The organism is Stenotrophomonas sp. 109824_Sma, assembly GCF_056480025.1.
Genome location: NZ_CM151078.1, coordinates 666,363 through 688,368 on the forward strand (window position 1 = coordinate 666,363; position 22,006 = coordinate 688,368).

Below are 22,006 nucleotides of genomic sequence, written 5' to 3' on the forward strand. Positions count from 1 at the left end.
ATGGCCCTTGTTTCCACCCCCGCCGAACGACGCCAGCTGGTCCAGCAACTGCCCGAGCTGCGCGCCGACGACAGCATGCGCATCCAGCGCTTCCTCGATGCGATCTGGGCGGAGAACGGCCTGGCCCGCGCCACCCTCGACAGCTACCGGCGCGACCTGGAAGGACTGGCGCGCTGGATGGATGGACGCGACGGTGGCCTGGCCGGTATCGAACGTCCCGGGCTGTTCGACTATCTGGCCTGGCGCACCCGGCATGGCTGGTCGCCGCGCAGCAATGCGCGCCTGCTGTCGGCCTTGCGGGCGTTCTTTGCAGATGGCGTGCGCCGTGGCGAACGCAGCGAAGACCCCAGTGCGCTGCTCGACCCGCCGAAGCTGCCACGGCTGTTGCCCAAGGCGCTGGCCGAAAGCCAGATCGATGCGCTGCTGGCGGCACCGGACATCGACAGTCCGCTGGGCCTGCGCGATCGCGCCATGCTGGAACTGATGTATGCCGCCGGCCTGCGTGTGAGCGAGCTGGTGCTGTTGCCGGCGACAGCAGTGAACCTGCGCCAGGGCGTGTTGCGGGTTACCGGCAAGGGCAGCAAGGAACGGCTGGTGCCGCTGGGCGAGGAATCGCAGCATTGGCTGGAGCGTTACCTGCAGCAGTCGCGCCCGCTGTTGGTCGGCAAGGGCAAGGTGCACGCGCTGGCCGATGGGCAGACGCCGTTGTTCATCGAGCCGACGCTGCATGCGCTGACCCGGCAGGCGTTCTGGCACCTGGTCAAGCGCCACGCGCAGGTGGCCGGCATCGACCCGGCGCGGATCAGCCCGCATGGCCTGCGCCACAGCTTCGCCACCCATCTGCTCAACCGCGGTGCCGACCTGCGCGCGCTGCAGATGCTGCTCGGACACAGTTCGTTGTCGACCACCCAGATCTACACCCTGGTGGCGCGCGAGCATCTGCAGAAGCTGCACGCCCGCCACCATCCGCGCGGCTGAGCGCCGGGCTGAATCGCTGCCCGGGGCCGTGCCGGGCGTCGCGGCCCGGTTCCGGTGGCTGTGTCAGAATCCGGGATCTTCTTCTGTTGCGGATCGCTCCATGCTCCGATTTGCCATCGCCGCCGTGTTCGGTGCGCTCAGCCTGACCGCCTGCGCCCAGCCGGCCCCGCCGGCCGCCAAGGCACCTGCCGCTGCGGCCAAGGCCGGCCCGGCCGCCAACGCGCCGGCCGACCAGGCGGTACGTGCCGCGCTGACCGCGCTCAATCCGGGTTTCCAGGTGGATTACATCGGTGCCGCGCCGTTCCCCGGCTTCCGCGAAGTGGTGGTCTCCGGACAGCTGCTGTACGTGTCCGATGACGGTCGTTACCTGTTCCAGTCGCAGCCCTACGACACCCGCGCCAAGGGCCCGGCCAACAGTGAAGGCCTGCTCGGTTACCGTCGTGGCCTGCTGGCCAAGGCCAACCACGGCGATCGCATCGTGTTCGCCGCGCCGAACGCCAAGTACACCATCAGCGTGTTCACCGACATCGAGTGTGGTTACTGCCGCAAGCTGCACCAGGACATCGCCGAGCTCAACCGCAACGGCATCACCGTCGAGTACCTGGCGTTCCCGCGCATGGGCCTGGGCAGCAAGGACTACACCGACATGATTTCGGTCTGGTGTGCAGCGGATCGTCGCCAGGCCCTGACCAACGCCAAGCGCGGTGGCAGCGTGCCGGCCAAGAACTGCACCAACCCGGTGGCGATGCAGTACGCGCTGGGCCAGCAGCTGGGCGTGAATGGCACGCCGGCGATCTTCGCGCCGGATGGCACCCAGCTGGGCGGTTACCTGCCGCCGGCGCAGCTGCGTGCGGCGCTGGACAAGCTGTCCGAGAAGCGCTGACGCGGAACTGTAGCGTCGAGCCATGCTCGACTGCGGTTCCGCATGAGGCAGCCGAGCATGGCTCGGCTCTACAGATTCGAGGCCGGGGATGCGTATCGCATCCCCGGCTTTTTTGCTTACTTCAGGCCATCACTGACCGCCTTGGTCAGCGTGCCCTGCGCATCGTCACCGCTGAACTCCCAGACGAACGCGCCGCCCAGGCCCTGGGTCTTCACGTAACCCATCTTGCGGGTGATGTTGGCCGGGGTGTCGAAGCTCCACAGCGTGCTGCCGTTGTAGATCCAGGTGGCACCGGCGGTGTTGTCGGTGTAGCCCGGCCACGCCAGGTTCTTCAGCACCTTCCAGTCTTCGATGCCGGCCTCGTAGGTACCCGGGGCGGCACCGGTTGCGGTCTGGTACAGGCCGTTGTTGGCATTGGCCACGCCGGTCCAGCCACGCCCGTAGTAGCCGATGCCCAGGTTGAGCTTGGCGGCGGGCACGCCACGGCTGATGAAGGCCTCGATGGCGTCGTTGCTGTTGTACAGCTTCTGGTCGCCGGTGGACGGGTCATTCGGCGAATCGAACAGCGCCGACTGGTGATTGGTCTTCGCATCCCACGCGCCGTGGAAGTCGTAGGTCATCACGTTGATGTAGTCCAGGTACGGGTGGTACGCGGCAGGATCGGTGACGCGGATCTTGTCGATGCCGGCACCCACCGCCACCGTCAGCAACAGGCCCGGACGCACCGCATCGAGCTGGCGGCGGAACTCGGCCATCAGCGCGGTGAAGTTGGCGTTGTCTTCCGGCTTGCCGCATTCGATGCCGCAGGCCACCGGGTACTCCCAGTCGATGTCGATGCCGTCGAACACGCCCAGCGCGGCTCCGGCACCACCGGCACCGTCGGTCACCGGCAGGTTGCCCTTGATGTAGGCGTCGATGCACGAAGCGACGAAGGCCTGGCGGTTTTCCGGGCGCGCTGCGCTGGAGAAACCACGCGACCAGGTCCAGCCACCCAGCGAGATCAGCACCTTCATGCCCGGGTACTTGGCCTTGAGCTGCTTGAGCTGGTTCCAGTTGCCACGCAGCGGCTGGTCCCAGGTATCGGCGCTGCCGCTGACACTCTCGGCGGCGCTGAAGGCCTTGGTGTAGTCGGCGAAGGCATCGCCACCGGCACCGCTGTTCGGATCCGACGGCTGGGTGATGCCCACTTCGCAGCGGTTGTTGCGCACGTTGCCGAACGCGTAGTTGATGTGGGTCAGGCGTGCGGCCGAGCCGCTGCTGTCGATGTTCTTGACCCGGTAGTTGCGGCCGTAGATGCCCCACTGGGTGAAGTAGCCGATGACCCGCTTGCCGGTGGTGCCGCCGTCACCGGCCAGCGTGGTGGCGCTGATCTCGGTGCCCTGTGCCGACGCATTGCCGGCGTTGTCGCGGGCACGTACGCGGTAGCGGTAGGTGGTCGACGCGGTCAGCCCGCCATCCACATAGCTGGCACTGGACGGCGAACCCACCAGGCTGCCGTTGCGGTACACGTCATAGCCGGCCATGCCGCTGCCACCGGTGTTGTCGGTGGACGGGCTCCAGCTGAGCGCGATGCTGTTGGCGGTGCGGGTACCAACCGCCAGCCCGCCCGGCACGCTCGGCGCGGTGGTATCGCCACCGGCGGCGTTGACGGTGATGGTGATGGTTGGGGTGCTGGTGGTGGCGTTGTTGTTGTCGGTCGCGACCGCACGCAGGGTGTGGCTGCCGGCGCTGGCATTGGCCCAGCTGGCCGCATACGGCGCGCTGGTGGCCACCCCCAGCGAGCTGCCGTCGCGGAAGAACTCGACCTTGGCGACGCTGCCGTCCGGATCACTGGCGGTGGCGGTCACGTTGACCGTGCTGCCGGCACTGAAGGTGGCGCCGTTGGCCGGCGATGTCAGGCTGACCACCGGCGGCTGGTTGCTGCCGCTGCCATCGCAGGCACCGAGGTTGGTGTAGTAGGGCGCACCGGCCGGATGGTCCGGCGGCGCGTTCCAGATGTCCTGGTTCGCCCGATAGAGGACGCCTCCTTTCTGCAGGGTATCGCCGGCCCGGTAGATCTTGGCCTGGTCCCACTGGGCCACGCCGGCACAGCTGGCGGCCTGCGCCAGGCCGGGCAGGGCGGCGGTACCGGCGGCCAGGGCAAGCAGCCAGGCCAGGCGGCGGGGACGACAGCTTCGGGTCGCACGTTCGGCACTGCGCACAATCGGGTCGTACATGGGTAAGTCTCCGATCAAAAGGCGCGCGGGCCCCGATGGCGCCGCGCGTGACGCAGGTCCGGGCGTCGCCCGGGAAGGCGACGGAGGGGGCGGACGGGGTACCTGGGAGGCCGGGGAGAGAGTCCGGCGCCAGGTGGGGACAACGTTGTCATCAATCGTGTGGTCAATCCGTGAGCAAGCGGATGGTTCGGGGATTCGGGCGGAGGGCGGCGCTGCGCGCGGTCGGCGGCCATCGGCGGAGCCCCTCGTGGCTGGTCGGCACGCGAATTCATGGGTTTGGCCGGGCGGGTGGGCATCGCGGGGGACGCCGTAAACCCGTCCATGGGGGCTTGGCCGCGGCATCCATGCCGCGGACACCCCCGCGATGCCCACCCGCCCGGCCCCTGACAGGTTCCTGCGCGGCCAGCCACGGAAGACAGAACAAGAAATCAAAAGCAGAAGCCGGTCGCTTCGCTCTTCAATGCCTGATTTCCGATGTTCCCTGGTTGCCGGCCAGCGGCCGGCATTACCGGGGAGCATCCACGCATGGCGTGGATCTACTGCAGATCGCGGAAATCTGTCGAAGGCGGGGTGGGTCCGGTGGCGGGGGTGTCCGCGGCATGGATGCCGCGGCCAAGCCCCCAGGGATGGGTTTACGGCGTCCCCCGCCACCGGACCCACCCCGCCATCCCACGGGAACCCCGCTTTTGCTTTGGCCGTTGCCGTTGCCGTTGCCTTGGCCTCGGCGGGTGCCGGGCGCCGCCCGGCCAGAGCCCTTCCCCCGCTTCCGGTACAATGTCGGGCCCGTTTCCCAACTACGGTTCCCCGGACATGATGGTCCTCGAGGGCGCGCCCGCCCTGTCGCCGTTCCGCCGCGAACGTCTTGAATCCCGCCTGCAGTCCATCGCTCCCTCCCTGCGCATCAGCGGCGCCTGGCACGTCTACTTCGTGCAGCCCGAAGGCAGCGCCGCCCCCGACCTGACCACCCTGTGCCGCATCCTCGAAGCGGCGCCGCAGGCCGAAGCCGTGGCCGACGGCGCGGTCAGCCGCATCGTGGTGCCGCGCCTGGGCACGCTGTCGCCGTGGTCGAGCAAGGCCACCGAACTGGTCCGCGGTGCCGGCCAGCCGGTCAGCCGGGTCGAGCGTGGCCTGCGTATCGACGTGCAGGGCTGGCCGGCCGATGCCGCCGCCCAGCAGGCGCTGGTCAAGGCGCTGCACGACCCGATGACGCAGTCGGTGCTGGAGACCGTGGAACAGGGCCAGGCGCTGTTCTCGGCGCCGGCCCGGGGTGAACTGGAGCGCGTGCCGGTGGACCAGCTGGAGGCCGCCAACCAGCGCCTCGGCCTGGCCATGGCCCAGGACGAGATCGACTACTTGCGCGAACGCTTCACCGCGCTCGGACGCGCGCCGTCCGACGTCGAACTGATGATGTTCGCGCAGGCCAATTCCGAGCACTGCCGCCACAAGATCTTCAACGCCAGCTGGACCATCGACGGCCAGGAACAGGACCGCTCGCTGTTCCGGATGATCAAGAACACCCACCAGCAGACCCCGCAGCACACGCTCAGCGCGTACAGCGACAATGCCGCGGTGATCGAAGGCCATCCGGCCTCGCGCTATCGCCCCGATCCGGCCAGTGGCGAATACCGCCGCGAGCCGCAGGTGCCCAGCGCGTTCCAGATCAAGGTGGAAACGCACAACCATCCGACCGCGATCGCGCCGTTCCCGGGCGCATCGACCGGCAACGGTGGCGAGATCCGCGACGAGGGCGCGACCGGCCGCGGCGGCAAGCCGAAGGCGGGCCTGTCTGGTTTCTCGGTCTCGCACCTGCGCATTCCCGAGCTGCCGCAGCCGTGGGAAGCGCCGCGCGCGCTGAACCCGCGCATGGCGCCGGCACTGGAAATCATGACTGATGGCCCGCTCGGCGGTGCTGCGTTCAACAACGAGTTCGGCCGCCCGAACCTGCTCGGCTACTTCCGCAGTTTCGAGCTGCCGGAAGGCGCCGATCTGGTGCGTGCGTACGACAAGCCGATCATGCTGGCCGGTGGCCTCGGCGCGATCGATCGCGTGCAGGTCGACAAGATCCAGCTGCAGGCCGGTGACGCGGTGATCGTGCTGGGCGGTCCGGCAATGCTGATCGGCCTGGGCGGCGGTGCGGCCAGTTCGGTGGCCTCGGGCGAGAGCGCCGAGGACCTGGACTTCGCCAGCGTGCAGCGCGACAACCCGGAAATGGAGCGTCGCTGCCAGGAGGTCATCGACCGCTGCGTGGCGATGGGGGCCAACAACCCGATCAAGTTCTTCCACGACGTCGGCGCCGGTGGCCTGTCCAATGCCATCCCGGAACTGCTGCACGACTCCAAGGTCGGCGGTGTCATCGACCTGGGCAAGGTGCCCACCGACGATCCGTCGCTGTCGCCGATGCAGCTGTGGTGCAACGAGTCGCAGGAGCGCTACGTGCTGGGCGTGGCCCAGGAGCGCCTGGCCGAGTTCGCCGCGCTGTGTGCCCGCGAGCGCTGCCCGTTCGCCGCGGTTGGCGTGGCCACCGCCGAGGAACACCTGGTGGTGGCCTACGGTGCCGTGCCGGGCCACACCCCGGCCGATGCGCCGATCGACCTGCCGATGGACGTGCTGTTCGGCAAGCCGCCGAAGATGCACCGCGACACCGCGCACCCGCCGGCCCCGCGCTGGCCGGCGCTGAAGACCGGCGGCCTGGACCTGCAGGAAGCGGGCCTGCGCGTGCTCGCGCACCCGACCGTCGCCTCGAAGAACTTCCTGGTCACCATCGGTGACCGCAGCGTCGGCGGCCTGACCGCGCGCGAGCAGATGGTCGGCCCGTGGCAGCTGCCGGTGGCCGACGTGGCAATCACCCTGGCCGACTTCGATGGCGTGGCCGGTGAAGCGATGTCGATCGGCGAGCGCACCCCGCTGGCCCTGCTCGACGCCGCTGCGTCGGCACGCATGGCGGTGGGCGAAGCGCTGACCAACCTGTGCGCGGCCCCGGTCGATGCGCTGGATGAGATCAAGCTGTCGGCGAACTGGATGGCCGCGGCCGGCCACCCGGGCGAAGACGCGCTGCTGTACGACGCGGTGAAGGCGGTGGGCATGGAACTTTGCCCGCAGCTGGACATCAGCATCCCGGTCGGCAAGGACTCGCTGTCGATGCAGGCGCAGTGGCACGACCAGGGCGAAGCGTACAAGAGCGTGTCGCCGGTGTCGCTGGTGATCTCGGCGTTCGCGCCGGTGGCCGACGTGCGCCAGCAGCTGACCCCGCTGCTCGACCGCGACGTGGACAGCGAGCTGTGGCTGATCGGCCTCGGCGCCGGCAAGCAGCGCCTGGGCGGTTCGATCCTCGCCCAGGTGCATGCCGACCACGGCGACCTGCCGGCCTTCGCCGGTGCCGCTCCGGACCTGGACGACCCGCAGCGCCTGCGTGGCTTCTTCGAACTGATCCGCGATGCACGCCAGTCCGGCCTGCTGCTGGCCTACCACGACCGCAGCGACGGTGGTGCCTTCGCCGCCCTGTGCGAAATGGCGTTCACCTCGCGCCTGGGCCTGGACATCACCCTTGATGCCTGGGGCGATGATCCGTTCCGCAGCCTGTTCAATGAAGAACTGGGGGCGGTGGTGCAGATCGCGCGCGAAGACCGCGCTGCCTTCGCCGACCTGGTCGAGCGCCACGCACTGACCGAATGCGCACAGCGCATCGCCAAGCCGACCACCGCGCCGGTGGTGCGCGTGTCGCTGGGCGGCGAGAACCTGGCCGAATGGCGTTGGGACGCGCTGTTCGACGCCTGGTGGTCGGTCACCCACGCGATGCAGAAGCGCCGCGACAACCCGGCCAACGCCGATGCCGAGCGCGAGGTCGCCCGTGCCTTCACTGCGCCGGGCCTGAAGCCCAAGCTCAGCTTCGACCTCAACGAAGACGTGGCTGCACCCTTCATCAGCACCGGTGCGCGCCCGCGCGTGGCCGTGCTGCGCGAACAGGGCGTCAATGGCCAGATCGAAATGGCCAACGCCTTCGAACGTGCCGGCTTCCGCGCCTTCGACGTGCACATGAGCGACCTGATCGAAGGCCGCGTGGCGCTGCAGGAGTTCACTGGCCTGGTCGCCTGCGGCGGCTTCAGCTACGGCGACGTGCTCGGTGCCGGCCGTGGCTGGGCCACCTCGATCCTGGAGCGCAGCGCGCTGCGTGATGCCTTCGCCGCGTTCTTCGCGCGCGAAGACAGCTTTGCGCTGGGCGTGTGCAATGGCTGCCAGATGATGAGCCAGCTGAAGAACATCATCCCGGGTGCCGAGCACTGGCCGCAGTTCCGCCGCAACGCCAGCGAGCAGTTCGAAGCCCGCACTGCGCTGCTGGAAGTGGTGGAATCGCCGTCGATCCTGCTGCGTGGCATGGCCGGCTCGCGCCTGCAGGTAGCGGTGGCGCACGGCGAAGGCCAGGCCGTGTTCGACAACGCCGTCGACCAGGCTGCCGCCCGCGTCTCGCTGCGCTACATCGATGGCCATGGCAACATCGCCAGCCAGTATCCGCTGAACCCGAACGGTTCGCCCGACGGCATCACCGGCCTGACCAGCAGCGACGGCCGCGTCACCATCATGATGCCGCACCCGGAGCGCACCCCGCGCGCGCTCAACCTGAGCTGGGCACCGGCTGAATGGCAGGGTGATTCGCCGTGGATGCGCATGTTCCGCAACGCGCGGGTGTGGTGCGGCTGATCGCATCGTTCCGCGCAGGCCGCAATGCCATCGCGTATGGAGAAACCCGCCGCTGTGTCGGCGGGTTTTTCTTTGCGTGCGTGAAATTCCTGTTCTGCCCGCTAGTTACATCCGTTTTCATGCGCCAACAGTTCGTCACGTATACCTAACAAAATACTTTTATAAACACGTGAAATAGTGAACTGCTTCACGGCAATAGGATTTGTCGTGTCAAAGTCTTGACGATCTGCAAAGTTGCCGTTAACACTTGAACCCCGTTTCAGAATCATTCATTTCGCAGTAACCGGTTGGCGCACGCGCTCGGTTTTCTGTCGCTGCGCGCCGTTCGGCAATACCCCGCAGTAAATCACGCGAATAAACGCCCCCAGGGGACGTTGGGCCGGAAAGCCCAGCGGTGGCGTTGCTTTGCCCAAAACCAGTCCAATCAGGAGCCGTACCGATGAATCGGATTTATCGCAAGGTCTGGAACAAAGCATTGGGTCAGTTGGTGGTGGCCTCGGAACTGGCCTCCTCCGACAGCAGCAGTGGCGGGGTCGTCGACCAGCGCCGCGATGCGACACAGGCCACGCCCGCACTGCTGGCGGTGGCACTGGGCCTGGTATTGGGATTGGGCATGAGCGGCAGCGCGACGGCACAGTCGGTGCAGATCGGCGGCAGCGCCACCTGCGTTGCATTCAGCGGCAAGCTGCTGGAAAAGTGCCTGATCGAAGGCTCGGCCACGGCCAAGGGCAGCAACGCGGTGGCGATCGGCAGCAACAGCAGTGCCAGCGCCGCCAACAGCGTGGCGCTGGGCGCTGGCTCCAAGGCCACGCGGGCCAACACCGTATCCGTCGGCGATGCCGGCAAGGAACGGCAGATCACCAACGTGGCCGCGGGTACCCAGGGCACTGATGCGGTCAACAAGGCGCAGCTGGATGCGCAGGCGCGCGCCACGCAGGCCGCGCTGGCGGATGTCGCCGCAGATGGAAACCGCTATTTCAAGGCCGACGGCGCAGGCGATGACAGCGACGCGGCGAAGATCGAGGGGCAGGGCGCAGTCGCGGCCGGCGCCGGTGCACAGTCGCTGGCCAACGCCACCACCGCCATTGGCACGCAGGCCATTGCCGCCGGTCTCGGTGCCAGTGCCTTCGGCCAGGGTGCCTTGGCCATCGGCGACGCCAGCGTGGTGGTCGGGCAGAGCGCGGCGGCATTCGGTCTCGGCGACACCGCGGTCGGCGCAAGCGCTACCGCAGCCAGCGAGAACGGCGCGGCCACCGCACTCGGTGCGCTGTCCGAAGCCACTGCTGATGGCGCGACGGCTGTCGGCGGCGGTGCCGTGGCGATGGGCCCGGGCAGCACCGCACTGGGTCGCGGCGCTACCGCCGCCAACGAAGCATCGATCGCGGTGGGTGCGTTCAGCACCGCCGTCGGTGAGTACAGCACAGCGCTGGGTTCGAACTCGGCCGCGGTTGCTACCGGCAGCGTGGCGCTGGGCGCCGGCTCGCTGGCCGACCGCGTCGATACCGTCTCTGTCGGCGCCGCCGAATACGGCCTGACCCGGCAGATCACCAGCGTCGCCGCGGGAACTGAAGATACCGATGCGGTCAACGTCGGCCAGTTGAAGGGCGTCGCCGCCGTGGCCGATGCCACCGCCAAGCGCTTCCAGGCCAACGGCAGCAGCAACAGTGATGCGGGTGCACTGGCCGAGGGCGACGAGGCGCTGGCGGCCGGCGAGGCCGCCAATGCGATCGGCAAGGGCGCGACGGCCGTGGGCGCCGGTGCTACCGCCGTCGCGCAGAACGCCACCGCCGTTGGCAACAACGCGCTGGCCACGGGCCAGAACAGTGCCGCGTTCGGCAACAACGCGCAGGCCAACGGCCCGGGTAGTGTCGCCGTGGGTGGTGCTGCGGTGGATGCCAATGGCAATCCGCTGATCACCAGTGGCGGCGTGCCGGTGGAAACCGGCGCCACCAGTGCCGGTGTCGGCGGTACGGCCGTGGGTGCGAGTGCCGAGGCCGGTGGATTCGCCGCGTCGGCCTATGGCGTTGGTGCGTATGCCGCCGGCGCGCAGTCGTCCGCGTTCGGTGCGGTTGCCAATGCCATCGGTGATTACTCCACTGCGCTGGGCACGCAGAGCAACGCCACCGGCACCAGCAGCGTGGCCATCGGCGGCCCGGCCGATCTGATTCCGGGCCTGGGCTTCTTCGTGCAGACCCAGGCCAGCGGCGAAGCGGCCACCGCCGTCGGCGCCGGCGCCATCGCCAGCGGTGATCGCGGGGTGGCCAACGGCAGCCTGACCGAAGCGTCCGGTGCGGAATCCACCGCCGTCGGCTACTTCGCTTACGCCCCGGGTGAGAACGCAAGCGCGCTCGGCGCGCAGACCTGGGCCAGCGGCGCGCAGAGCACCGCCGTGGGCTACTACGCCACCGCACGCGGTCCCAACAGCGTTGCACTGGGCGCGAACTCCGAAGCCGTCCGCGCCAACAGCGTGGCGGTGGGCAGCGCCGGCAACGAACGGCAGATCACCAGCGTTGCCGCTGGCAGCGAAGCGACGGATGCAGTGAACAAGGCCCAGCTCGATGCCGTGGCCAGCACCGCCGACAGCACCGCGCGCTTCTTCCAGGCGCAGCCGGAAGCAGGCAGCGATGCCGGTGCATTGGCCGAGGGCGAAGGTGCGGTTGCGGCGGGTTCGTCGAGCAATGCGATCGGCGCCGGCGCGGTCGCGCATGGCGCAGCGGCCTCGGCCATCGGTGATGACGCCGTGGCGGTGGGTCGCAACAGCAACGCCACCGGCAATGGCGGGGTCGCCATCGGTGGCCTCGGCCAGGCCTACGACGAATACAACCAGCCGATCATCGGTGCCGACGGCACGGCGCAGCAGGTGGGTACCACCGCCGTTGCCGACGCCACGGCGGTCGGCAGCGGTGCGCAGGCGACCGGCGCTGCCAGTAGTGCGTTCGGCAATGCCGCCAAGGCCAGCGGAGACAACAGCTTCGCGGCCGGTGGCAAATCGCGTGCGACCGGGAGCTACGCGGTCGCGGTCGGCGACAGCGCTTTCGCCAGCAGTGACGACAGCACCGCCGTCGGCGGCTACAGCTGGGCCACCGCCAGCGGCGCGAGTGCGTTCGGTTCCGGCGCATGGGCGACGGCCACCAATGCCTCGGCATTCGGCAACGCGGCCTGGGCCAGTGGCAGTGGTGCGACCTCCATCGGTTACAACAGCTGGGCCAACGGCGCCAGCTCCACCGCCGTCGGTCGCGGCGCATTCGGTTATGGCGACAACAGCGTGGCGCTTGGCTTCCAGGCGCTGGGCAACAGCCTCAACAGCATCGCCATCGGCACCAACACGGTGGCTGGCGGTGAAAGCGCGATCGCACTCGGTGCCGGCAGCAACGCCAGCGCCAGCAACGCCGTCGCACTGGGCGCCGGCTCGGTCGCCAACCGTGCGCGCACGGTGTCGGTGGGCAGCACTGGCAACGAACGCCAGGTGACCAATGTCGCTGCCGGTACCCAGGCTACCGATGCGGTGAACAAGGCGCAGCTGGATGCCGTGGCAGGCGCAGCAGCCACCACTAGCCGCTTCTTCCAGGCCAGCGGCAACGGCGGTGATGTGGCCGGTGCACTGGTGGACGGTGATAACGCGCTGGCCGCCGGTGATGCAGCCAACGCCATCGGCAACGGGGCCACCGCACTCGGCAGCGGCGCCAACGCGCTGGCCAACAACGCGCAGGCACTGGGCTTCAACGCCCTGGCCAGCGGCGCCAACGCCAGTGCGGTCGGTGCCAACGCACAGGCGACCGGTGAATATGCGACCGCGCAGGGTGCGGAAAGCGAGGCCAGTGGCGAGCAGAGTGCGGCGTTCGGTGCGGCCAGCATCGCCAGCGGCGCAGGCAGCACCGCTACCGGCGTGCTGTCCGAAGCCTCCGGCGAGGAGGCCGTGGCGGTGGGTTACTTCAGCAACGCCAGTGGCAGTGGCGCCACTGCGGTCGGCAGCGAGAGCGTGGCCAGTGGCACCGCGTCGGCAGCGTTCGGCATCGGCGCCGAAGCGACCGGCGGCTACAGCACCGCCATCGGTGGCTATGCACAGGCATCGGCCTTCAACGCCACCGCCTTCGGCAACTTCGCCAATGCCTCCGGCTCCAACAGCGTGGCGCTGGGTGGCGACTCGGAAGCGTCGGGCGCCTACAGCACGGCCACCGGCCAGGGCAGCCTGGCCACCGGCACCAACAGCGTCGCCGTCGGTGGTTCGTTGTTCGGCGTGCTGGCCACCGAGGCATCGGGCAACTACTCCACCGCCGTCGGTGGCGGCGCCTGGTCCGGCGGCATCAACAGCACCGCGCTGGGCAACGCCGCTGAATCGCGCGGTGCCAACAGCGTGGCGCTGGGTGCGGATTCGATCGCCGACCGCGACAACACCGTATCGGTAGGCGGTGGTGGCAACACCCGCCAGATCACCAACGTGGCCGATGGCACGCAGGGCAACGACGCGGTCAACAAGAACCAGCTCGACGCGGTGGCCGCCGCGGCGCAGAAGACCAGCAGGCAGTTCCAGGCCAGCGGCAATGCCGATGGCGAAACGGGAGCACTGGTCGAGGGTGACAACGCGCTGGCGGCCGGTGATGCGGCCAACGCCATCGGCAACGGTGCCACCGCACTTGGCAGCGGTGCCAACGCGCTGGCTGCCAACGCCACGGCCGTGGGCATCGATGCATTGGCCACCGGCAACAACGCGGCGGCGCTGGGCAGCACGGCACAGGCCACCGGTGAAGACAGCCTTGCGCTCGGCACTGGCGCCAGCGCCAGTGAACTGGGCGCAAGCGCGGTAGGTGCACGTGCACAGGCCAGCGGTGCGTACAGCACGGCAACCGGCACCGAATCCAACGCCAGCGGCACGCAGGCACTGGCCAGCGGCTTCCGTAGTGCCGCTTCCGCCGATGGCACCACTGCCGTCGGTGGCTATGCCGAGGCCAGTGGACGCCTCGGCACCGCATTGGGCTACGGCTCGGCGGCCAGCGGTGCCAACACGACCGCCGTCGGCTTCGGTGCTGCTGCAGCCGGTACCGGTGCCGTGGCGGTGGGCCAGTCCAGCGAGGCCAGCGGCGAGGAGAGCGTGGCCATCGGTGGCAGTACCTTCTTCGGCCTGATCCCGTCGCGTGCCAGCGGCACCGGTGCCGCTGCCTTTGGTGCCGGCGCATGGGCGACCGAAGACTACGCCACTGCAATCGGCTGGAACTCGTGGGCCGCCGGCAGCAATGCCACGGCCCTGGGGGCCAATGCCACCGCCAACGGCAGCAACAGCGTCGCCCTCGGTGCCGGCTCCAAGGCCGACCGTGACAACACCGTGGCCGTCGGCAAAGCCGGTGGCGAACGCCAGGTAACTCATGTGGCAGCCGGTACCGACGCTACCGACGCGGTGAACAAGGGCCAGCTCGATGCCGTTGCCAGCGTCGCCGACAAGACCAGCCGCCAGTTCCAGGCCAGCGGCAACGCCGATGGCGAGGCCGGTGCCCTGGTGGACGGTGACAACGCACTGGCCGCCGGCAACGCGGCCAACGCCATCGGCAATGGCGCCACCGCGCTGGGCAGTGGTGCCAACGCGATGGCCGCCAACGCCACGGCGGTAGGCGTCGATGCCCTGGCGACCGGCAACAACGCGGCGGCACTGGGCACCAACGCACAGGCCAGTGGTGTCGACAGCGTGGCGGTGGGCAGCGGCGCCAGCGCCAGCGAACTCGGTTCCAGCGCCAGTGGTGCTGGCGCCCAGGCCAAGGGCGCCTACAGCACGGCAAGCGGTGCGCAGGCCACGGCCAGCGGCACGCAGTCGCAGGCCAGTGGTTTCCGCGCCACTGCCTCGGCCGATGGCGCTTCGGCGCTGGGCAGCTATGCCGAAGCCAGTGGCCGCCTCGGTACGGCGGTCGGCTACGGCAGCAAGGCCACCGGCGCGAATGCCACCGCAGTGGGTGTCAGTGCCAATGCGTCTGCGGCCGGCAGCATCGCACTGGGCGCTGGCTCGGTGGCCGACCGTGCCAATACCGTGTCGGTGGGCAGCAGCACCAGTGATCGTCAGATCACCCGTGTCGCCGCCGGTACCGAGCGCACCGATGCGGTCAACCGCGGCCAGCTTGATGCGGTTGCCGCAACGGCTGATGGCACGGCGCGTTACATCAAGGCCACCGGCAGTGGTACCGCCAGTGCCAGCGGCAGTGATGCCGCCGCGATCGGTTCGGCCGCGAGTGCCAGCGGCGCACGCAGCAATGCGCTGGGTGCCAACGCGATGGCCATCGGTAATGGTGCGCTTGCACTGGGCAACAGTGCCGGCGCGTCCGGTGCGAACTCGGTGGCGCTGGGTGCGGGCTCGCGAGCGCTCGATGCCAACGTGGTGTCGGTCGGTGGTGGCAACGGCACCGACGGCCCGGCCACGCGCCGCATCGTCAATGTGGCCGATGGCCGCATCGCCGCCGGCAGCAGCGATGCCATCACCGGTTCGCAGCTCAACGTCACCAACCAGCGCGTGGGCGCAGTGGAAACCCGCGTCGGTGATTTCGACTCGCGCATCGCCACGGTCGAGACCACGGCGGCCAGTGCAGTCGGCTATGACGACGCCAGCCGTGACCGCCTGACCCTGTCCGGCTTCCAGGGCACCACCATCGACAACGTCGGCGCGGGCAACATTGCCGCCGGCAGCCGCCAGGCGATCAATGGCGGGCAGCTGTTCCAGTCGCTCAGCGATGCCGCCAGCTTCCTCGGCGGTGGCGCCAGCGTCGGCATGCAGGGTGTGTTCGTGGCGCCGAACTACGTGATCCAGGGCGCCACCTACGGCAACGTCGGCGATGCGCTGGGGGCGCTGGACCGCAAGGTCAGCGAGATTGACCGTCGTACTGCGGGTGGCACCCGCGCAGGCGCGTCCAGCCTGCGTGCAATGAGTGCGTCGCTGGATGAAAGCCCGCTGGCCAGCGTGGCCGACGCACCGGCAACGGCCGATGCCGCACCGGCCAGTACCGCACGCGTGCAGGGCACGCCGACGGTGGCCGCGGCGGGGGCGGGCATTCCGGTTGGCACCCCGGCCACCGGCTTCAACGCCGTGGCCATGGGCGATGGCGCAGTGGCCAGCGGCGCTTCGTCCACGGCCATCGGCCAGGGCGCCAATGCGACTGCGGCAAATGCCGTTGCGCTGGGACAGGGCTCGGTCGCCGATCGTGCCAACACGGTCTCGGTGGGCAGCGAAGGCAACGAACGCCAGGTCACCAACGTCGCCGCTGGCACCACCGCCACCGACGCCGTCAACAAGGGCCAGCTGGACCGCGGCATGGCAACGGCGAACAGCTACACCGACAGCCGCGTCAAAGCCGTTGCTGACAGCTTCGATGTGTTCAAGGGCGAGATCGATGGACGCCTGCGCCACATGGACCGCCGCATCGACCGCCAGGGCGCGATGAGCGCAGCGATGCTCAACATGGCCACCAGTGCCGCCGGTATCCGCACCCAGAACCGTGTTGGTGTCGGCATCGGTTTCCAGGGCGGCGAATCGGCGCTGTCGCTGGGTTACCAGCGTGCGATCAGCGATCGCGCCACGGTCACCTTCGGCGGTGCCTTCAGCAGCGACGACAGTTCGGTCGGCGTCGGTGCTGGCTTCGGCTGGTAAGCCACTCCATTGCGCCGGCGGCCACCCACGCCGGCGCCGTACCTGCAGTGAGGGCCTGGGGGGAGGTCACGGCAATCCCGGCTGGGCCGGCCGGGAGTCGTCAAGGAATGATGGCCGCAGTGTTGGTTCGATCCATGACCCAGAAGAGGAATTCGACGTGATCAAGAAGCAGAACCTTCGCATCAATGTGCTTGCCGCCGCCGTGCTGTCGATGACGGCGGTCGGTGCCGTCCACGCCGCCGGGTTGCCGACCCGTGAACCGGTGCGCCAGGCCAGCACCGCCGAGCCGGGCACCCAGCGCATCATCGTCAAGTACCGGGCTGGTGCTGCTGCCGCCACCGACCGCTCGGCGAAGCTGTCCACCGTGCAGTCCGCACTGAGCCGTGCCAGCCTCTCCGGCGGTACGTCCCGCGCCAGCACGCTCGGCCCGCAGGTGGTCCGCAAGCTGTCTACCGGTGCGGACCTCATCCGTGTGCAGGGCCGCCTGGCGCCTGCCGAACTGCAGCGTGTGCTGAAGGAACTGAAGGCCGATCCGTCGGTGCAGTACGCCGAAGCCGACGTGAAGCTGCGCCGCACCGAACTGCGTGCCGGTGACGTGCAGCCGGCGCTGGTGCCGAACGACCCGCTGTACCAGCAGTACCAGTGGCACTACTACAACGCCACCGGTGGCATCAACGCGCCGTCGGCGTGGGATGTCTCCAAGGGCGAGGGCATCGTGGTGGCGGTGATCGACACCGGCATCCTGCCGCAGCACCCCGACCTGGTCGGCAACCTGCTGGAAGGCTACGACTTCATCAGCGATGCGGAGACCTCGCGGCGCCCGACCAACGATCGCGTGCCGGGCGCACAGGACTACGGTGACTGGGTCGAGAACGACAACGAGTGCTATGACGGCTCGCTGGCCGAGGAAAGCTCCTGGCACGGTACCCACGTGGCCGGCACTGTCGCCGAGCAGACCAACAACGGTGTCGGCATGGCCGGTGTCGCGCACAAGGCCAAGGTGTTGCCGGTCCGTGTGCTCGGCAAGTGCGGTGGCTACCTCTCCGACATCGCCGACGCCGTGACCTGGGCCTCCGGCGGCACCGTATCGGGCATCCCGGCCAACACCAATCCGGCCGAGATCATCAACATGAGCCTGGGTGGCGGTGGCGCCTGCGCCAGCACCTACCAGGATGCGATCAGCGGCGCGATCTCGCGCGGTACCACGGTGGTGGTGGCCGCCGGCAATGAAACCGACAACGCGTCCAAGTACCAGCCGGCCAGCTGCGACGGCGTGGTGACCGTCGGTGCCACCCGCATCACCGGCGGCATCACCTACTACTCCAACTACGGCACCCGCGTGGACCTGTCCGGTCCGGGCGGTGGCGGCAGCGTCGACGGCAATCCGGGCGGCTACATCTGGCAGGCTGGCTCCAACGCCGCCACCACGCCGGAGTCGGGTACGCCCAGCTACATGGGCCTGGGCGGCACCTCGATGGCGTCGCCGCATGTCGCGGCCGTCGCTGCACTGGTGCAGAGCGCGCTGATCGCCAAGGGCAAGGATCCGCTGACCCCGGCCGCGATGCGTACCCTGCTGAAGGAAACCGCGCGTCCGTTCCCGGTCGCGATCCCGGCCGCCACCCCGATCGGCACCGGTATCGTCGATGCCAAGGCCGCGCTGGCCAAGGCACTGGAAGAGCCCTGCACCGAGAACTGCGGGCCGGTGGCCACGCCGCTGACCAACAAGGCCGCGGTCGGTGGCCTGAACGGCGCCGCCGGCAGCAGCAAGCTGTACAGCTTCGAAGCCGTCGCCGGCAAGCAGCTCAGCGTGATCACCTACGGTGGTACCGGCAACGTGTCGGTGTATCTGGCCAAGGGCCGCGAGCCGAGCGCCACTGACAGCGACGCCCGCTCGACGCGTCCGGGCACCTCGGAAACGGTGCGGGTGACGGCACCGACCGCCGGCACCTACTACATCAAGGTGGTGGGCGAAGCCGCCTACAACGGTGTGAGCATTCTCGCCACGCAGTAAGTACCTTGTGTCGTAGTTGAATGGCCGAAGCCCGTCATCCTGTGTGACGGGCTTCGTCTTTTTACGAAAGGTGGCCGCAGGGCGGCGGAAATCACGGCTTAACTGCTAAAGTCGGGCCGATTGACAGGAGAGTCACGTGAACGCGCTCGCTGCAACCGTTACCGACGACGCCGAAGGCCGCATCCTGGATGCGCTGCTGGCGCGCGGCCGGCTCAAGGAAGGAGACCTGGCACGCGCGCGGCCGTTGCACGCCGAGGCCGGTGGCAGCCTGCTGGGCCTGCTGGTGCGCCTGGGCCTGGTGTCTGAACGCGACCAGGCACAGGCCAGCGCCGAGGTGCTGGGCCTGCCGCTGCTGGAAGGCAAGCAGGTGCCGGAGGCCCCGCCGCAGGCGCTGGCCGAGGGACTGCCGCTGTCGCTGCGCTTCCTGAAGCAGTTCCATGTGTGCCCGCTGGAGTTGGATGAACACGGGGTGCGGCTGTGGCTGGCCGATGCCCACGATGCCTATCCACAGCAGGCCGTGCAGTTGGCGCTTGGGGTTCCGGTGACGCCGGTGCTGGGCATGCGCGCGGAGATCGATGACCTGGTCGAGCGCTGGTTCGGCCAGGGCCGCAGCGCGATGGGCGCGATCGTGGAAACCGCGGATGGCGAGGGCGGTGCGGTCGACGATATCGAGCACCTGCGCGACCTTGCTTCGGAAGCGCCGGTGATCCGCCTGGTCAACCTGGTGATCCAGCGTGCGGTGGAGCTGCGCACTTCGGATATCCATGTCGAACCGTTCGAGAGCCGGCTGAAGGTCCGTTACCGCGTCGATGGCGTGCTGGTGGAGGGCGAAAGCCCGCCGGCCAACCTCACCGCCGCGGTGATCAGCCGCATCAAGATCATGGCCAGGCTCAACATTGCCGAGCGCCGCCTGCCGCAGGACGGCCGCATCATGCTGCGCGTGCAGGGCAAGGAGCTGGACCTGCGCGTGAGTACCGTGCCGACCGCGCACGGCGAAAGCGTGGTGATGCGCCTGCTCGACCGCGAAACGGTGGTGTTCGATTTCCACCGGCTCGGCTTCACCGACGCTTTCCTGCCGCAGTTCCGCAAGGTGCTGGAGCAGCCGCACGGCATCCTGCTGGTGACCGGCCCGACCGGCTCGGGCAAGACCACCACGCTGTACACCGCGCTGAGCCAGCTCAACACCGCCGACGTCAAGATCATCACGGTCGAGGACCCGGTCGAGTACCAGATCGAGGGCATCAACCAGATCCAGGCGAAGCCGCAGATCGGCCTGGACTTCGCCAACGCGCTGCGCAGCATCGTCCGCCAGGATCCGGACATCATCATGATCGGCGAAATGCGCGACCTGGAAACCGCGCGCATCGCCATCCAGTCGGCGCTGACCGGCCACCTGGTGCTGTCCACCCTGCACACCAACAATGCCGCCGGTGGCATCACCCGCCTGCTCGACATGGGCGTGGAAGACTACCTGCTCACCTCCACCATCAACGGCATCCTGGCGCAGCGCCTGGTACGCCGGCTGGAACCGACCCACGCCGAGCGCTACGAAGCCTCGCCGGAAGAGATCGAGCGGTTCGAACTGCGCCGCCTGCAGCCGGAAGGGCCGATCCACCTGTACCGCCCGAAGCCGTCGGCACTGGCGCCGACCGGCTATCTGGGGCGTACCACCATCATGGAATTCCTGGTGATGAACGATGCGCTGCGCCGCGCGGTGATGCGTCGCGATGGCATGGGCGAGATCGAGCGCATCGCCCGCGAGGCTGGCATGCGCACCATGTACGAGGATGGCCTGTCCAAGGCGTTGAGCGGGCAGACCACCATCGAGGAAGTACTGCGCGTGACCGAGGAAAGCTGATGCGCGCAGGACGCCGGGGCTGACATGCCGAACTATCGCTACAAGGCGCTCAATCCGCATGGCGAGGTCTTCGATGGGCAGATGGAAGCGGCCAGCGAGGCCGAGCTGATCGCGCGCCTGCAGGACCAGGGCCACCTGCCGATGGAGACGCAGCTGGCCGATGCCGGCGCGATCGGTGGCAGCAGCTGGCGCAACCTGCTGCAGCAGCGCCCGCTGCAGGGTGCTGCGTTGCTGCAGTTCACCCAGCAGCTGGCGACCCTGCTCGGTGCCGGCCAGCCGCTGGATCGCGCGCTGTCGATCCTGCTGGGCCTGCCCGAGGACGAACGATCACGCCGCGCGATCACCGACATCCGCGACGTAGTGCGCGGCGGTGCACCGCTGTCCACCGCGCTGGAACGCCAGCATGGGCTGTTCTCGCGCCTGTACGTGAACATGGTGCGCGCCGGCGAGGCCGGTGGCAGCCTGCATGAAACCCTGCAGCGCCTGGCCGACTACCTCGAGCGCAGCCGCGCGCTGCAGGGCAAAGTCATCAACGCACTGGTCTACCCGGCGATCCTGCTGGTGGTGGTCGGTGGTGCGCTGTTGTTCCTGCTCGGCTATGTGGTGCCGCAGTTCGCGCAGATGTACGAGAGCCTGGACGTGGCGCTGCCGTGGTTCACCAACGCCGTGCTGCAGCTGGGCCTGTTCGTGCGCGACTGGTGGGTGCTGCTGCTGGTGGTGCCGGCGCTGGTGGTGTTGTTCTTCGAGCGCAAGGCGCGGCAACCCGCGTTCCGGCTGGCGCTGGATGGCTGGCTGCTGCAGCGGCGTGGCATCGGCCGCCTCGTCGGCGAGCTGGAAACCGCGCGGCTGGCGCGTACGCTGGGGACGCTGCTGCGCAATGGCGTGCCGCTGCTGGGTGCGCTGGGCATCGCCCGCAACGTGCTGGGCAACCGCGCACTCGCCGCCGACGTGGAAACGGCCGCCGATGAAGTGAAAAACGGTGCCGGCCTGTCGCTGGCACTGTCGCGCGGCAAGCGGTTCCCGCGCCTGGCCCTGCAGATGATCCAGGTCGGCGAGGAATCCGGCGCGCTCGATACCATGCTGCTGAAAGCCGCCGATACGTTCGAACAGGACAGCGCCCGGCGCATCGACCGCATGCTGGCGGCGATGGTGCCGGCGATCACCCTGGTGCTGGCCTCGGTGGTCGGCGCGGTGATCGTGGCCGTGCTGGTGCCGCTGTACGACCTGACCAACGCCATCGGTTGACGATGGCACTCCCTGCAACCCCGACACTCCGCAACTGAAAGGACCGTCCATGATTGCCCGTCGCCGACCGATCCGCCTTTCCTTCACCGCCGCGCGCAACCAGTCGGGCATGAGCCTGCTGGAAATCATCATCGTCATCGTGCTGATCGGCGCGGTACTGACCCTGGTCGCCAGCCGCGTGCTGGGCGGCGCCGACCGTGGCAAGGCCAACATCGCCAAGGCGCAGGTGCAGACCGTCGCGTCCAAGATCGACAACTACCAGATCGATACCGGCAAGCTGCCGGGCACGCTCAACGACCTGGTGACGGCGCCGGCCGGTGTCGGCGGCTGGCTCGGCCCGTACGCCAAGCCGGCCGACCTGAATGACCCGTGGGGCCACGCGCTGGAGTACCGCGCGCCGGGCGAAGGCCAGCCCTATGAGCTGGTCAGCCTGGGCAAGGACGGCAAGGCCGGCGGCAGCAGCGTCGACGCTGACATCCGCTACCAGCCGTAACCACGC

9 protein-coding genes are annotated in these 22,006 nt (G+C 68.8%); 8 read left to right on the top strand and 1 reads right to left on the bottom strand.

Translation table 11 applies throughout. The annotated features are described in order from the left end of the window. Both xerD and ACZK1G_RS03095 read left to right on the top strand, forming a co-directional pair. Positions 1–978, top strand: coding sequence for a site-specific tyrosine recombinase XerD (gene xerD / locus ACZK1G_RS03090; RefSeq protein WP_049443100.1), 978 nt, complete (start codon positions 1–3; stop codon positions 976–978). A 100-nt stretch (positions 979–1,078) separates the two neighbouring features. Next, on the top strand, positions 1,079–1,861 hold the full coding sequence (locus tag ACZK1G_RS03095; RefSeq protein WP_049443101.1) for a thioredoxin fold domain-containing protein: 783 nt from the start codon (positions 1,079–1,081) through the stop codon (positions 1,859–1,861). A 116-nt stretch (positions 1,862–1,977) separates the two neighbouring features. On the opposite strand, the gene ACZK1G_RS03100 is transcribed toward ACZK1G_RS03095, so the two are convergent. After that, the gene (locus ACZK1G_RS03100; RefSeq protein ID WP_101764919.1) at positions 1,978–4,077 is read right to left on the bottom strand and encodes a glycosyl hydrolase family 18 protein; all 2,100 of its coding nucleotides are present in this window, start codon (positions 4,075–4,077) and stop codon (positions 1,978–1,980) included. An 810-nt stretch (positions 4,078–4,887) separates the two neighbouring features. Between ACZK1G_RS03100 and purL the strand changes: the two genes are divergently transcribed. From purL to gspG, 6 genes are all read left to right on the top strand, one after another. Further along, complete coding sequence (gene purL / locus ACZK1G_RS03105) at positions 4,888–8,772, top strand: phosphoribosylformylglycinamidine synthase (protein WP_101764921.1); 3,885 nt, start codon at positions 4,888–4,890, stop codon at positions 8,770–8,772. Positions 8,773–9,211: 439 nt separating this feature from the next. After that, positions 9,212–16,393 carry an ESPR-type extended signal peptide-containing protein gene (locus ACZK1G_RS03110; protein ID WP_101764922.1) on the top strand — a complete coding sequence of 2,394 codons (7,182 nt, stop codon included), beginning with the start codon at positions 9,212–9,214 and terminating at the stop codon, positions 16,391–16,393. Between the two features lie 157 nt (positions 16,394–16,550). Then, complete coding sequence (locus ACZK1G_RS03115; RefSeq protein WP_049443105.1) at positions 16,551–18,404, top strand: S8 family serine peptidase; 1,854 nt, start codon at positions 16,551–16,553, stop codon at positions 18,402–18,404. Between the two features lie 136 nt (positions 18,405–18,540). After that, on the top strand, positions 18,541–20,262 hold the full coding sequence (gene gspE / locus ACZK1G_RS03120) for a type II secretion system ATPase GspE (RefSeq protein ID WP_101764923.1): 1,722 nt from the start codon (positions 18,541–18,543) through the stop codon (positions 20,260–20,262). A gap of 24 nt (positions 20,263–20,286) precedes the next feature. Continuing rightward, complete coding sequence (xpsF, locus tag ACZK1G_RS03125; RefSeq protein ID WP_014035932.1) at positions 20,287–21,507, top strand: type II secretion system protein XpsF; 1,221 nt, start codon at positions 20,287–20,289, stop codon at positions 21,505–21,507. Positions 21,508–21,556: 49 nt separating this feature from the next. Continuing rightward, positions 21,557–22,000: a type II secretion system major pseudopilin GspG gene (gspG, locus tag ACZK1G_RS03130; protein WP_014035933.1), complete on the top strand. Its 444-nt coding sequence runs from the start codon at positions 21,557–21,559 to the stop codon at positions 21,998–22,000. Positions 22,001–22,006: the final 6 nt, after the last annotated feature.